Below are 14,279 nucleotides of genomic sequence, written 5' to 3'. Positions count from 1 at the left end.
AACTTTGACCTCTACATGAAAATAATTTGTACCTAACTCGATAAATTCGATTTTATAACTCATATGATTTTATTCGATTTTTAAAAGTTGTCCGGCTTCGTTTAAAGTAAACTCGTCAAAATCATTTGCTAAATAAAAATGACCTTTATAAAACTGGCGAACTTCTTCAGCAATAGTTTGCTGTCCAGCTTTATCCTGATGCCTAGGGCTAAAATGCGTCAGAATTAAATTATCCAAAGATTGCTGCTCTGCAAATTCAGCCACCATTTTTGCTGAGCTGTGCATTGGTCCTTTGCCTACTTTATCTAAAACTGTTTGTAAGTAAGTTGATTCATGAATAAGTAGTTGAGCATCTTTGCAAGCATCGGCTAATAGTTCAGGCTGATCATTATCACCACCTATAATTGCATGAATCTGCTGATTTTGAATTTTGATAAAGTCTTTAGATTTTAAGATTTGTCCCTCAAATTCAACATCGTAGCCTTGTTTTAAATCACCCCAAATCTTGCCTTTAGGTACGCCAAGCTGAGTTAAAGTTTGGATATCTAGCTTTTTCTGCATAGATTTTATGTAAATGCTAAATGCAAAACTTGGGACACGATGGCTAAGAGGATGTGCCTGAACGATGAATTCATCGGTGAGCTGTTGTGGCTGTATTGCTTCATTAACATCAATAAATTGGAGTGAATAGGGCAAATGTAAATCCGTAAGTCGGGCAGTGATTTCAAACCATTGCTGAATTTCTTTTGGTGCAATGACTATTAACGGTTTTGTACGGGCATTCATGCCTGCACTTGCCAGTAAACCAACTAAACCATAACAATGGTCGCCGTGAACGTGTGTAATACAAATGGTAATCATGTTTTGTAATGAAAGTCTGGCCTGTTGAATGCGGTGCTGAGTACCTTCTCCAGCATCAATTAAAATCCAGTCCTTATTTTTGTTGTTACGAATCGCTAATCCTGAAACATTACGAGTAAGAGTGGGTACACCCGATGACGTACCTAAAAAAGTAAAATGAAGCATATTCTTGGAATTTTTAAGTCAAATACGTATTTTAATTATAAACACTTATAAAGCTTTATAGAAATTATGGTGAACAAACGATATTGATCGAGTGAAAAAATATTTGGCTCGTTTTGGTTTAAGTTGGAATAATTTTTAGTCGTTACATGGCTTATAAAATGATGGACGTAGATTTAATCTATGTCCATCAAACCACAATTTATTTCATGATAATAAAGCGTGTAATGATTTGGCGGAGCTGTTTTAAATAGCCTGTAAAGAAGTGGTTAGCGCCCGGTAAAATCGTAATTGGGTGCTTTTGCGGTTTTGCCCATGCGATTGCATCTGAAAGCAAGGTAATGTCATCTTGCTCACCATGAATGAGTAGAATATCACCTTGAATTTCAGGTGTTTTATAATGACGCAAGCCCACTACGGTAGCCGTTGGTAAACCACATAGAATTAACTGTACAGGTCGTAATTCAGGATTAAGTTGTGCAAAGCATTTTGCCATAACATGTGAACCGAAACTGAAGCCACCTGCATAAAATGGCAAGCCTTCATGAAGCTGACGAACATGTTCAATTACGGCTAAAATATCTTCGGTTTCACCATGGCCTTCATCATGAATGCCTTCACTGCCGCCTAAGCCGCGGAAACTCGGACGATAAACAATACAGCCATATTCATTAAAGATTTGGGTTAAAAGTGCTGGGACTTTATGTTGAGGGGTTCCACCTTGCAATGGATGCGGATGGCATACAACCGCAAAGCCTTTGATTTCACCTTCAGGGCGGTCTACAAAAAGTTCAATTTTACCTACTGGACCCTGGATGAAAGTTTGCTCAGACATATAAGAACCGCTAAATAACAATACGTGATGCTATTTTACCGATAGTCGCCATTGAAAACACGAGTTAGCATTAAAAAATATCTACTGTTATAGTTGGGATTAAGAATAATTTTTTCAGGTTGTCTATGCTTGCTTTAATTTCTCCTGCAAAAACTTTAGATTATGAAACAGCTTTACCCACAGATGAATTTACTCAACCACGATTGCTAGAGAACTCAGCACAATTAATTGATGTGTGTTGCAAACTTTCTGCATCGGAAATTGCGAGTTTAATGAGTGTGAGTGAGAAAATTGCCACACTTAATGTTAATCGCTTTAGAGATTGGAAGCCCGAATTTGATTTTTCAAATGCTCGTCAAGCGATCTATGCATTTAAAGGTGATGTATATACAGGTTTAGATGCTTATCATTTAAAAGACAAAGATATTGATTTTGCACAGCAGCATTTACGTATGCTATCTGGCTTATATGGTTTATTACGTCCTTTAGATTTAATGATGCCTTATCGTCTAGAAATGGGCACTAAATTAAAAAATTTACGTGGTCATAATTTGTATGAATTCTGGGGTGAGATTATCACCAACCAGATTAATGAAGACTTGCATGAAACTAAATCTGAATTACTTGTAAATCTAGCTTCAGATGAGTACTACAAATCGGTCAACGAGAAGAAAATTAAGGCTGAAATTGTTAAGCCTGTTTTTCTTGACCAGAAAAATGGCAAATATAAAGTCATTAGTTTCTATGCGAAAAAAGCACGCGGTTTAATGGCTCGTTTTATGATTGAAAACCAGTTAAATAAAGCTGAGGATATTAAAGCGTTCAATACTGATGGATACTACTTTGATGCTGAAAACTCATCAGCAAAAGAACTGGTATTTAAGCGAGATGAGCAATAATCCTAAGAAAGGATAGTATTTTATGATGCAGCTTTATTTATCAAAATTGGAACATGTTTGGTTTGAGCTGCATCAGTATTATCACTTTTCTGAGCCGCAAAAAATCTTAGATATACTCATCGCTGCTTATAGTGAAAAGCAGCGGGCTTATCATACTGTTCAACATATATATGAATGCTTAATTCTGTTCGAGTCAATTCGATCAGAATTAAATGATGCATATGCAGTGGCATTGGCAATTTATTTTCATGATGTTATCTATGATCCACAAGCCAAAGACAATGAGCTTAAAAGTGCTGAGCTCTTTGAGCAATATATGGCTCAAGACTTAACAGTAAATACAGTTCAGAAAATCAAGCAGTGGATTCTTGCTACCCAAAAGCATGTGTCGACTGATGTCCTAGATTTACAGTTTTTATTAGATATTGATTTAGCTATTTTGGCAGCAACACCTGAACGTTTTACGGAATATGAACAGCAGATTCAGCAGGAATATTCTTGGGTTGATCCACAAGTATATTCAATTAAAAGAAAAGAAGTTTTAACGCATTTTTATCAGTCAGACCCACTTTATCAGACGACTTATTTTCAAAAGAATTTTGAGTTAAGAGCTAGGCAAAATTTAAAGCAAATATTAGATATAGCCTAAGCTAAATATAAGAATCTAGATCTGTTAATTAGAGTAGAGCGATATAGATTTTTAGACTTTTTAAAAAGTGGGAATGGCTAAGAGGAGAGAGGAATCACTGAAAAAGCAGTGATTCCTTAGAAATAAATTATTTAAAGAAATAACCTGTTTCTGGTGAGCTTGCATTTGCCATGCGTTTACGTGGCATACGGCCAGCTAAAAATGCTTCACGACCTGCTTCAACCGCTTTTTTCATTGCAGAGGCCATCAAAATAGGGTTTTGAGCCGCAGCAATCGCTGTATTCATCAACACACCGTCACAACCAAGTTCCATAGCAATAGCTGCATCACTTGCTGTGCCAACGCCTGCATCTACCAAAACTGGCACTTTTGCATTTTCTTTAATAATTGAAATAGTATGCGGGTTTAAAATACCTAAACCTGAACCAATGAGACTGCCTAAAGGCATAATCGCAACACAGCCCATACTTTCAAGTTCTTGAGCAATGATCGGGTCATCAGAGGTGTAAACCATAATCTCAAAACCGTCATCAATCAAAGTGCGTGCAGCTTTTAAAGTCTCGGTTACATTTGGATATAATGTCTTTTCGTCGCCCAAAACTTCAAGTTTTACCAAGTTGTGACCGTCTAGAAGTTCACGCGCTAACATGCAAGTGCGTACTGCGCTATCAGCATCAAAACAACCTGCGGTATTTGGCAAAATTGTATACTTTTCTGGCGGAATGACAGACAGTAAATTTGGCTGATCTGGATGTTGTCCAATATTCACACGGCGGATTGCAACAGTAACGATTTCTGCACCACTTGCTTGAATGGCTAAATCTGTTTCATTTAAGTCTTTATATTTGCCAGTTCCTACCAATAAACGAGATTGAAAAGAACGTGAACCAATAATGAGAGGGGTGTCTTGCATGGATAACTCCGACTTAGCCGCCGCCAACAGCGTGAATAATTTCGATACGGTCATGTTGAGCAATAGTGATTTGCTCTAATTTGCTTTTTGGAATAATTTGCTGGTTGTATTCGACCGCAAATCTTTTTCCTTCAAGTGCCAAAGCCTGAATGAGCTGCATTAGGTTTTGACAAGGCGTGTCCGTTAATTCGCCATTTAAATAAATTTGCATGATCACATTCCAATTATTTTGCGTATTTGAGGGCATTCCAAGCCAAAACGAGCCATCCAGCTATCATAAATGCTCCACCAATTGGGGTAATTGCCCCTAAAATTCGCGGTAATCCAAGCGCTATGATATAGAGAGAACCACAGAAGAATAAAATACCGATCTGAATCAATATGAATGGCAATTTAATAGGAAACGTAAGGATGACTTTGCTTAAAATACCAAGTGCTAAGAGACCTAAAGCATGGTAGAAAAAATAGTCGGTTGCAGTATGCCACCAAACCAGTTGCTCAGGACTCGCGTGAGCTTTAAGACCATGTGCTCCAAAAGCACCCAACATGACTGCAAAGGCAAGATTAAGGGCTGAAATGGCAATCCACATAACAAAAAACGCAAATGAATAATGAAAGGCAACGTTATCATAGATTAGGTTGGCTAAACATAGCCAGATAAAACAAAAGGGCTAATCGCCCTTTTATTTTTAAATTTATTTTAGCTTGCAGACATAGCAATTTTAATTTTTTCCATTGCATTCTTTTCAAGCTGGCGAATACGCTCTGCTGATACATTATATTCGGCCGCTAACTCGTGGAGAGTAGATTTGTCATCATCTAACCAACGACGTTGTAAAATGTTACGCGAACGGTCATCTAACTGATCCATTGCATTATGTAGGGCAGATGTACTTTGCTCTTCCCAGTCTTCATTTTCGACTAAACGAGCTGGATCATAGCGGTTGTCTTCAAGATACAATGCAGGTGCAGTATGTGGGGTGTCATCATCGTCGTCGCCTTGAGCTTCGAAAGCAGCATCATAAGCGGTCAAACGACCTTCCATCTCCAGAACTTGCTCTGCCGTTACATTTAAGTCATTCGCAATCGATTGAGCTTCTTCGAGCGTTAATTTTTTACTCGATTTTTTTAAACTACGTAAATTGAAAAATAATTTACGCTGTGCTTTGGTCGTTGCAATTTTGACAATACGCCAGTTACGGATAACGTATTCGTGAATTTCTGCTTTAATCCAGTGGACGGCAAAAGATACAAGACGCACGCCCATATTTGGGTCGAAACGCTTCACGGCTTTCATTAAGCCTAAATTACCTTCTTGAATAAGGTCGCCTTGTGGTAGGCCATAACCTGCATAGCTGCGCGCAATGTGAACGACGAAACGTAAATGCGACATTACCAGCATTTTTGCGGCATCAAGATCTTGGTCATAATAATAACGTTCAGCAAGTTCTTTTTCTTGCTCGGCCGTTAAAATAGGAATCTGATTGACAGTACTGATATATGCACCAAGGTTTACACCGGGCGCAGACAATGACAGGGGCATCAATTGATTGCTGCTGTCACTCATGATTTCTCCTTGTAGGATCGGATGGGATAACCAATAAATTCATCTTAATTTGAATCAGCTTCATAATTAAGGAAAATTGGGTAGAAAAATGTAAAATTTTATGCAATTTCTAATCTTTTAGTTTAGCAAAGAATTATTGAGTTTCAATTAAATAGTGAAATTCTCTTTCGGATATATGTGTAGTCTGACACATAAAATGATGTAACCCACAGTAACGAGTTACATCTATTTCACTATGAGGGTCAGAAGATTTTAATAAGAATTGCTGTTTACCCGATACTTTTTTGAGTTCACGTTTTAGCATTAACAGGGGCATCGGACAGGGTTGGCCCAAAGCGTTAATTTCAATGACTGCTGTAGTAAAAGAAGAGTTGGTCATTCATTATCAAAACAACTAAAAAAATTATTTTAACAAATTTTTTATAAATACGGCACATTTTATAAAAGAAGAAACACGCAATTACCTATAAAAAACATTGTAATAAGCTGTTTAAAAAAAGGACTAAAAATAGGGGAGATAATTGAAAAAAATTCTATTAATTGTCATAAACCCATGGTAAGCTCGAACCGTTTTAGGATTTACCACACACTTAAAATGGTTTAAAAACCCTATAACAAATGGATGTAACCGGAAATTGTTGATAGTTTTACAGAATGATTACAAGCTTTAAGATTATAAATATTTTAAAAACTTGTTTGCTCTGCTGTTTGCAACACCGGAAGGTCCTTTTTTCAACATCTGAGGATTGACTTATGACAGCTCGCGAACAAGGCGTAGTAAAGTGGTTTAACGACACTAAAGGTTTTGGCTTTATTCAACGTAACGGCGGTGATGACGTATTCGTTCATTTCCGTGCAATCGTTGGTGACGGTCACCGTTCTTTACGTGACGGCCAACGCGTAGAATTTAGTGTAGTACAAGGTCAAAAAGGTTTTCAAGCTGAAAACGTTCAGCCTTTAGACTAATTCATCTTTTGATGAATCACGGACGCTCCAATTTTTGAATTGGGGCGTTTTTGTTTATAATGATCTTCTCATTAGAGAGATTGTTTGTTAGAGCATGTATTTATGACATCTGGTTTTGAAACCTTGAATTTACATCCGCAACTTAAAAAGGCGATTGATGCTTTAGGGTTTAAGCAAATGACCCCGATTCAGCAAAAGGTTTTAAAATATACGTTGGGCGGGCATGATGCAATTGGTAGAGCACAAACAGGAACAGGTAAAACTGCTGCTTTCCTGATTAGTGTAATTAATGACTTGTTACATAACCCGATTCAAGAGCAGCGTTTTCGTGGTGAGCCACGTGCCTTGATTTTAGCGCCTACTCGTGAATTGGCATTGCAAATTGAAAGCGATGCGAAGTTACTCACAAAATTTTCAGATTTACACATCGTGACCCTGTTAGGTGGCGTAGATTTTGATAAGCAAAAGAAACAGCTAGATGCTAATTTTGTAGATATCATAGTTGCCACTCCTGGACGACTAATTGATTTTGTAGAACAAAAAGAAGTTTGGCTCGATCAAATTGAATTCCTAGTCATTGATGAAGCTGACCGCTTATTGGACATGGGTTTTATTCCTTCTGTAAAACGTATCGTGCGTTATTCTCCGCGTAAGGAAGAACGTCAAACCCTCATGTTCTCGGCTACTTTTAGTTATGACGTGCTTAATTTGGCGAGACAGTGGTTATTTGAGCCAATCACTGTTGAAATTGAACCTGAGCAAAAAACCAATAGCGATGTTGAGCAACGTGTTTATGTCGTAGCTAAACAAGATAAATATCGTTTGCTACAAGATATTTTGCGTGAAGAACCTATCGATAAAGTCATGATTTTTGCTAATCGACGTGATCAAGTACGCCGTCTTTATGATCATTTAAAGAGAGATGGATATCGGGTCGGGATGCTTTCAGGTGAAATTGCTCAAGATAAACGTTTAAAAATGTTAGACCAGTTTAAGCAGGGTAAAAATAATATCATGATCGCAACTGATGTTGCAGGCCGTGGTATTCATGTTGATGGCGTATCTCATGTGATCAACTATACTTTACCTGAGCAATCAGACGATTATGTGCATCGTATTGGTCGTACAGGCCGTGCTGGGTCACAAGGTGTAAGTATTAGTTTCCTTTCAGAAGATGATGCTTTTTACTTGCCAGAAATTGAAAAAGCAATTGGTAAGAAATTACCATTAACCCGTATAGAGGGTTATTGCTAATAAAAAAATCCCAATCATTTGATTGGGATTTTTTTTTGATTAATTAATTTTACAATAGAAAGTAAGTGTAGTTTGGTAGTCATCATCTTTTGCTAGAGATGCATTTTTGCCAGTTAAAGTACCAATCACACCAGCTGCTGCTTCAACCATTTGGCCTGTTTTCTCGCTTACTACATCTTTTAATACGCCGTTATATGTTGTTTTTTCATCTACAACAACAGGCGTAGTATTTTTTGAACAAGTTTTTTGAGCGGCAGTAATCGCATTATTTTTTGCAATTAGATTTGTTTTACCAATGCCCGTGACTTCAAATTGATTATTTTCTTTTTGAACAGCCAAGGTGTTTTTAGGGGTAGTGGCACAAGCACCTAGTAATAAAACAACACTGCTCAATGCACTCGCTAAAATTATTTTTTTCATGGTTCACCTAATATGTTTAATCGTCAAAAGATCTAACTATTTGAACACAAGTTTTCTAATTGATTTTGAAGAGGTTGTATTAGTTTTGATGTTTTGTCTTAGCAAAATGTCAAAATATGAACTCGTTATTTTTATGTTCTAGATACAATGGTGGATTATCGGTAGATTATGCTAATCTATTTTGAATTTTTTGAGTTAGATCAATATTAATGACGGATTCAGCAACACAGATAATTCATCAGAATATTCACCAACGTCAATCTATTGGTCAATTGATTGAGCCTGCACCAAATGCAGATCAATTAGAATTGGCCTTTCAAGCGGCTTTAACTGCTCCTGACCATCATAGACTTAAACCCACACGTTTTGTTGTTATTGAGGCTGAACAGCGTGCTGCGTTTGGTGAGGTTTTAGCGAAAGCACTAGCTGATTTAGGTGAAACTGACTCAGCGCAACTTGAACGAGTTAAGCAACATCCTTTCCGCGCGCCTTTACTCATTTTAGCGCTTACGCAATTGCAAGACCATCCTAAGGTTCCACATTTTGAACAGATTTTAAGTACAGGGGCTGCTGTACAGAACCTTTTATTGTCATTACAAGCTCAAGGTTTTTCCACCATGTGGCGTAGTGGGGCTGTTGTCGAATCAAACTGGTTAAAACAGCATTTAGGATTGCAACCACATGATTTAATTTCAGGTATTATTTATGTGGGCACAGCAGCTAAAGCGATTGCACCGCGTGCAGATATTGAAAGTAAAGAATTCGTAAAAGTTTGGCAGGCATAAAAGTCTGTAAAAGTAAGAAATAGGATAATAAAGCATGGCTGAATTTAAGTTTACAGATTTAGTGGAACCTGTTGAGGTCGATAAAAAAACAGCATTACGTATTACTGTGTTAGGTGGAGGTAGTTTTGGTACGGCTATGGCGAATTTAGCTGCACGTAATGGCTGTGACACCATGATCTGGATTCGTGATGCTAATACAGCAGAAGAAATTAATAAAACCCATATTAATAAACGATATTTACCAGACTTTGTTTTAGAGTCATCTTTACGTGCTGTATCTGACCTAGAACAAGCAGTGTGTGATCGAGATATTATTTTGGTGGCAATTCCTAGTCATTCATTTCGTGATGTATTAAAGCAAATTGCTCCTTTTATTACTGCACAGGCGGTTGTTTCTTTAACGAAAGGTGTTGAGGCTAAAACTTTTAGCTTCATGAGCGATATTATTCGTGAAGAATTGCCAGAAGTTCCTTATGGGGTGTTATCTGGCCCAAATCTCGCTAAGGAGATTATGGCGGGGATGCCATCTGGTACTGTTATTGCCAGTGATTCTGAATTAGTTCGTTATGCTGTGCAGCATGCTCTTCATAGCGCTTTATTCCGAGTGTTTGGTAGCGATGATGTGCATGGTGTTGAACTAGGTGGGGCACTTAAAAATATTTATGCAGTTGCAATGGGAATTGGTGCTGCTTACAAAATTGGTGAAAACACCAAGAGTATGATTTTAACGCGTGCTTTAGCCGAAATGAGCCGTTTTGCAGTCAAGCAAGGGGCAAATCCGTTAACGTTCTTAGGTTTATCTGGCGTTGGTGATTTATTTGCAACTTGTAATAGTCCATTAAGCCGTAATTATCAGATTGGTTATGCTTTAGGTTCAGGTAAAACACTTGACCAAGCGAGTAAAGAGTTGGGGCAAACTGCGGAAGGAATTAATACGATTGTTCAAGTGCGTGGTAAAGCAGAAGAACTAGACGTATATATGCCTATTACAAATGCCTTATATGAGGTTATTTTCGAAGGTGCGCCACCTTTAAATATTGCATTATCTCTGATGAAAAATGGACATCGTAGTGACGTTGAATTTGTTTTACCTCATCATGAAGTCTGAAGAAGAAATGTCATAAATTACGGTTATAATGCAAGAATTATTAACAAGGAATATTTATGCAACTGACATTGGTTCGTCATGGTGAAGCCGCTCCTCCAGTGAATGGTAATGACACTAAACGTCCGCTTACCGCTCGTGGACATGCTCAAGCTGAGCAGACAGCAACATTTTTAAAAGATATTGTTAAGCCTGATATTTTTGTAGTTAGTCCTTTATTGCGTGCTCAAGAGACATTGGCGCATATTCAAACTTATTTTAAAGATGTTCCTGTGCTGTTATGCGATAAAATTAAACCAGATGATAATGCAAAAGAAGCAGTTGAATGGTTGTCTCAGGTACCTTATGAGTCAATTGTCGTCGTGTGTCATATGAACGTGGTAGGGCATATTGCCGAATTACTGACACATGAAAACTTTAATCCATTTGCACTTGCCGAAGCTCGAATTTATGATCAGGCTGTTATTGCAACTGGTTTATCAACACAAAAAAATAGTTTTATACCCACAATATAATTAAAAGGTCATTTAGCCCATTATGCTGTATTTATGGATGCCTGAAACCAATGGAATATGGCATTGGTCTAACGGAGAAAACTGGTTGCAGGCAGCAAGTCTTGATCAACTCATACAAGACCTGCAATTACATCAAGGAAAAGAAGCTGTCATCTTTTTCCCTAGTCGCCATGCTCAGGTACTCCAGCAGCACATGGCAAAGTCTCATTACAAGCAACTAGGGGCAGATGGTGTTAAATATTTGCTTGAAGAATTTGTAACTTTGCCTATTGATCATATGAAAGTAGTGCATCATTTTCATGCTGATCAATTAACCGTATTGGGAGTGGCAAAAACAACAGTTGAAACATGGCAGCATGCAATGGCTTTGCTGCCTATTAAACTCGTTGCTTTATTGCCAGACTTTCTGATTTTACCTGAACCTCAAGAGCAGCAAGTGGTTTTGTGTAATATTGACCAGAAATTACTTGTGCGTGAAAGTAAATGGGTGGGTAATTCACTCGATGATTTAGCATTATTTTTAGAGTTTCAATCAGTCGAAACTCATTATCAATATAGTGGTTTAACAACAGAGCAACTCGAAAGTTTGGTGGCAGCATCAGATGCCGAACATCATTCTGAATTTATCTATCAATTTCAGGGTTTAGATAAACCTAAACAGCATCCTTTTACTGTTCTACCGAAAGCCAAAGGGCAAGAGCATACGGTTTCTGGTTATTGGAAAGCGTGTGCCGCTATTGTTTTAGCAATTATAGTGGTTCAGTTTAGTTATGATTTTTTGCGTTGGATAAAGTTAAGAAATGTGGCTAATCAAACCGCGGAACAGACGGTCGAGCAATATAAATATTGGTTTGGTCCTTCAAGTCGGGTAAATGAGCAAAATATAAAAAGCCAATTTGAAAGTCATTTACGCATGAGTAAGCAAGGTGATACACAAGCACTTTCTTTATTGAGCCGTGTTGGTCCTATTTTAATGCAAAGACAAATTTTAGCTCAGCAGTTAGCTTATGATGCATCAACACTAACTATGGCATTAAAAGCAAAGTCAGCAGATGATTTGCAAGCTTTAACACAACAACTTAACCAGCAGGGATTCAAAGCTGAATTGGGTAATGTTCAAGCCGATGGTGGTGGGGCAATTGGAGTGGTGAAAATACAATAATGAAAATGATAACTCAATTGCAAAACCGCTTTGACCAGTGGATTGAACAAGTCACTCAATATTTAGATCGTTTAACTGTGCGTGAGCGGGTTATGGTGGTCTTTACTACAATTTTTCTTGTAGTGACTATTGTAGGGGCTTCACTTTGGAAAATGCATTCCTTGGCAGAGCAACAACAACAGCGCTTAAATGATTTAAAAGATTTGATGGTCTGGATGCAGAGTAATGCAGTTACCATGAAACCAGCGAGTGAACTTGAGCTGGGCCAATCGGAAAAAATACAACGAGTAGCTCAGCAACAAGGTTTAACGGTCACTTCTCAACAAAATGGTGAGCAATTACAAATTATTGTTACTCATCAGAATTATGCAATTTTAGCGAACTTTTTAACCCAACTTGCGCAAATGGGTTTAAGTATTCAAAAAATGGAAATGGTTTCAAGTGAAGGACAGATTAAATTAACAGCGACGGTTCAATAACATATTAAAATATGCTGTTCTTAAGCATGGTGTTTTGTGCTACCTGTGCCTATAATATGCCTACCTAAAATCAGTAGACTGTGATTGGTATGTTATATTCACTTGCTCGCCCGATGTTGTTTAGTTTAGCACCAGAGCGTGCCCATGAATTAACATTATCTATGCTTGATAAAGCACATAAGTTCGGCCTGCTACGCCAGAGCGTAGAATCGAAACCAACAACCTGTATGGGAATTGAATTTCCAAATCCGGTAGGTTTAGCGGCTGGGCTTGATAAAAATGGTGCACATATTGATTCTTTAGCCGGACTAGGTTTCGGTTTTATTGAAATTGGTACAATTACACCTCGTCCTCAGTCGGGTAATCCACAACCACGATTGTTCCGTATTCCTGAAGCGAAAGCCATTATTAACCGCATGGGTTTTAATAATGATGGTGTTGATAAGCTTGTTGAGAATGTTAAAGCTTCAAAATTTAAAGGCATTCTAGGTATCAATATTGGTAAGAATGCAGATACGCCTGTAGAAAAGGCTGTTGATGATTACCTGATTTGCCTTGAGAAGGTTTATAACTACGCTTCTTATATTACCGTTAATATCTCATCTCCAAATACTAAGAACTTAAGAAGTTTACAAAGTGGCGATGCATTAACTGAATTATTGCAAACATTAAAAGAAAGACAACTTGAGCTTGCCGAGCAATATAATCATTATGTTCCTTTGGTTTTAAAAGTTGCGCCTGACTTAACAGCAGAAGATGTTGAGTTTATTGCAGCGCAATTATTGCAATTTAAAATTGATGGTCTAATCGTTACAAATACGACTTTATCGAGAGAAGGTGTAGAAAACCTTCCCTATAGTAATGAGTCAGGTGGCCTATCAGGTGCACCTGTGTTTGAAAAAAGTACAGAATGCTTGCGCTTATTTGCTCAAACGTTAAAAGGACAAATACCATTAATTGGTGTCGGTGGAATTTTATCGGGTGAACAAGCGGTAGCCAAACAGCAAGCTGGGGCAACATTAGTGCAGATCTATAGTGGACTGATTTATACCGGTCCTACTCTTGTAAAGCGATGTGTTGCAGCCATGACTTAAGTGAATATGAACACAATTGATATCATTATTCTGATACTTTTGCTCATTGGGGGGCTAAACGGTTTGCGACAAGGATTTATCAAAGCCTTTGCGAACTTGGTAGGATGGATCATTGCATTAATTATGGGTGCAAAATATGCTGTCCTTCTTGCGCCGTCAATGTCAGGTTTAAGTCATGATCCAGTGGTTCAAAAGATTGCAGCTTTCGCATTTATAGCACTTATGATCATTGTTTTAACATGGATCGTCACTGCATTTTTAAATGGCCTCTTGAAAAGTCTGAAATTGGGGCCATTAAATCGTTTAGCAGGTGGTGCTTTTGGTTCTTTAAAAGGCTTGTTGGTTGTGTTGATTACAATGCAGGGCGTAGGGCCTTGGGTTGAAAGTTCACCACACTGGAAACAGTCCAGACTTATACAATTTTTACTGCCTTATGCACCTTTAGCGACCGAGTTGTCTAAAGATGCAGCAAGTGAGGCATTTCATCAAATAACATCTGGGGGTAGTGCATCAAGCACCCCTTCAAAACCAGTGGACGAATCGGAAGATTTAGAAAACCGATCCGACCATTCGACAAAGAATCCTTTTTATTAATTCCTAGCTTGTCTGCGAG

The 14,279-nt window shown here is 37.9% G+C and carries 19 protein-coding genes; 11 read left to right on the top strand and 8 right to left on the bottom strand.

Annotation, left to right across the window (positions count from 1 at the left end):
• Nucleotides 1-69: 69 nt before the first annotated feature.
• On the bottom strand, nucleotides 70-1,026 hold the full coding sequence (locus KTH84_RS16405) for a ribonuclease Z (RefSeq protein WP_262474249.1): 957 nt from the start codon (nucleotides 1,024-1,026) through the stop codon (nucleotides 70-72).
• A gap of 199 nt (nucleotides 1,027-1,225) precedes the next feature.
• Nucleotides 1,226-1,858 carry an alpha/beta hydrolase gene (locus KTH84_RS16400; RefSeq protein WP_042897153.1) on the bottom strand — a complete coding sequence of 211 codons (633 nt, stop codon included), beginning with the start codon at nucleotides 1,856-1,858 and terminating at the stop codon, nucleotides 1,226-1,228.
• 125 nt (nucleotides 1,859-1,983) lie between these two features.
• Here KTH84_RS16400 and yaaA point away from each other — a divergent pair, with 125 nt between their 5' ends.
• On the top strand, nucleotides 1,984-2,757 hold the full coding sequence (gene yaaA, locus KTH84_RS16395; protein ID WP_133972557.1) for a peroxide stress protein YaaA: 774 nt from the start codon (nucleotides 1,984-1,986) through the stop codon (nucleotides 2,755-2,757).
• A gap of 22 nt (nucleotides 2,758-2,779) precedes the next feature.
• A complete protein-coding gene (locus KTH84_RS16390; protein ID WP_262474244.1) occupies nucleotides 2,780-3,406 on the top strand; it encodes a metal-dependent hydrolase in 627 nt (208 codons plus the stop codon).
• 127 nt (nucleotides 3,407-3,533) lie between these two features.
• Here KTH84_RS16390 and KTH84_RS16385 read toward each other — a convergent pair whose 3' ends face one another.
• The 5 genes from KTH84_RS16385 to KTH84_RS16365 all read right to left on the bottom strand — a co-directional run bounded on the left by KTH84_RS16385 (nucleotide 3,534) and on the right by KTH84_RS16365 (nucleotide 6,265).
• The gene (locus KTH84_RS16385; protein ID WP_005039404.1) at nucleotides 3,534-4,319 is read right to left on the bottom strand and encodes a thiazole synthase; all 786 of its coding nucleotides are present in this window, start codon (nucleotides 4,317-4,319) and stop codon (nucleotides 3,534-3,536) included.
• A gap of 13 nt (nucleotides 4,320-4,332) precedes the next feature.
• Complete coding sequence (gene thiS, locus KTH84_RS16380) at nucleotides 4,333-4,530, bottom strand: sulfur carrier protein ThiS (protein ID WP_042897149.1); 198 nt, start codon at nucleotides 4,528-4,530, stop codon at nucleotides 4,333-4,335.
• A gap of 13 nt (nucleotides 4,531-4,543) precedes the next feature.
• A complete protein-coding gene (locus KTH84_RS16375; protein ID WP_262474238.1) occupies nucleotides 4,544-4,909 on the bottom strand; it encodes a DUF423 domain-containing protein in 366 nt (121 codons plus the stop codon).
• 110 nt (nucleotides 4,910-5,019) lie between these two features.
• The gene (rpoH, locus tag KTH84_RS16370) at nucleotides 5,020-5,886 is read right to left on the bottom strand and encodes an RNA polymerase sigma factor RpoH (protein WP_003650733.1); all 867 of its coding nucleotides are present in this window, start codon (nucleotides 5,884-5,886) and stop codon (nucleotides 5,020-5,022) included.
• A gap of 133 nt (nucleotides 5,887-6,019) precedes the next feature.
• Entirely contained in the window at nucleotides 6,020-6,265 is a 246-nt protein-coding gene (locus tag KTH84_RS16365) for a sulfurtransferase TusA family protein (protein WP_042897147.1), read from the bottom strand.
• A 374-nt stretch (nucleotides 6,266-6,639) separates the two neighbouring features.
• Between KTH84_RS16365 and KTH84_RS16360 the strand changes: the two genes are divergently transcribed.
• Both KTH84_RS16360 and rhlB read left to right on the top strand, forming a co-directional pair.
• A complete protein-coding gene (locus tag KTH84_RS16360; RefSeq protein WP_000126912.1) occupies nucleotides 6,640-6,852 on the top strand; it encodes a cold-shock protein in 213 nt (70 codons plus the stop codon).
• A gap of 102 nt (nucleotides 6,853-6,954) precedes the next feature.
• Complete coding sequence (rhlB, locus tag KTH84_RS16355; RefSeq protein ID WP_197730994.1) at nucleotides 6,955-8,106, top strand: ATP-dependent RNA helicase RhlB; 1,152 nt, start codon at nucleotides 6,955-6,957, stop codon at nucleotides 8,104-8,106.
• Nucleotides 8,107-8,145: 39 nt separating this feature from the next.
• On the opposite strand, the gene KTH84_RS16350 is transcribed toward rhlB, so the two are convergent.
• Nucleotides 8,146-8,526, bottom strand: coding sequence for a hypothetical protein (locus KTH84_RS16350; RefSeq protein ID WP_005046134.1), 381 nt, complete (start codon nucleotides 8,524-8,526; stop codon nucleotides 8,146-8,148).
• 209 nt (nucleotides 8,527-8,735) lie between these two features.
• On the opposite strand from KTH84_RS16350, the gene KTH84_RS16345 reads away from it, so the two are divergent.
• From KTH84_RS16345 to KTH84_RS16315, 7 genes are all read left to right on the top strand, one after another.
• The gene (locus tag KTH84_RS16345) at nucleotides 8,736-9,311 is read left to right on the top strand and encodes a nitroreductase (protein WP_262474229.1); all 576 of its coding nucleotides are present in this window, start codon (nucleotides 8,736-8,738) and stop codon (nucleotides 9,309-9,311) included.
• Nucleotides 9,312-9,345: 34 nt separating this feature from the next.
• Entirely contained in the window at nucleotides 9,346-10,419 is a 1,074-nt protein-coding gene (locus tag KTH84_RS16340) for an NAD(P)H-dependent glycerol-3-phosphate dehydrogenase (RefSeq protein ID WP_202741592.1), read from the top strand.
• A gap of 56 nt (nucleotides 10,420-10,475) precedes the next feature.
• On the top strand, nucleotides 10,476-10,931 hold the full coding sequence (locus tag KTH84_RS16335; RefSeq protein ID WP_042897139.1) for a SixA phosphatase family protein: 456 nt from the start codon (nucleotides 10,476-10,478) through the stop codon (nucleotides 10,929-10,931).
• A 22-nt stretch (nucleotides 10,932-10,953) separates the two neighbouring features.
• Nucleotides 10,954-12,093, top strand: a complete 1,140-nt coding sequence (gene gspL, locus KTH84_RS16330) for a type II secretion system protein GspL (RefSeq protein WP_262474226.1) — start codon at nucleotides 10,954-10,956, stop codon at nucleotides 12,091-12,093.
• Entirely contained in the window at nucleotides 12,093-12,572 is a 480-nt protein-coding gene (gspM, locus tag KTH84_RS16325; protein WP_133972571.1) for a type II secretion system protein GspM, read from the top strand. The genes gspL and gspM overlap by 1 nt, the downstream gene beginning before the upstream one ends.
• A gap of 89 nt (nucleotides 12,573-12,661) precedes the next feature.
• A complete protein-coding gene (locus KTH84_RS16320; RefSeq protein ID WP_262474223.1) occupies nucleotides 12,662-13,666 on the top strand; it encodes a quinone-dependent dihydroorotate dehydrogenase in 1,005 nt (334 codons plus the stop codon).
• Nucleotides 13,667-13,672: 6 nt separating this feature from the next.
• The gene (locus KTH84_RS16315; protein ID WP_262474221.1) at nucleotides 13,673-14,260 is read left to right on the top strand and encodes a CvpA family protein; all 588 of its coding nucleotides are present in this window, start codon (nucleotides 13,673-13,675) and stop codon (nucleotides 14,258-14,260) included.
• Nucleotides 14,261-14,279: the final 19 nt, after the last annotated feature.

This window comes from Acinetobacter sp. WU_MDCI_Abxb74, assembly GCF_025513915.1.
GTDB classification, from domain to species: Bacteria; Pseudomonadota; Gammaproteobacteria; order Pseudomonadales; family Moraxellaceae; genus Acinetobacter; species Acinetobacter calcoaceticus_C.
Note: the sequence above shows the minus strand (reverse complement) of the source record. Positions and strands in the feature narration are given on the sequence as shown.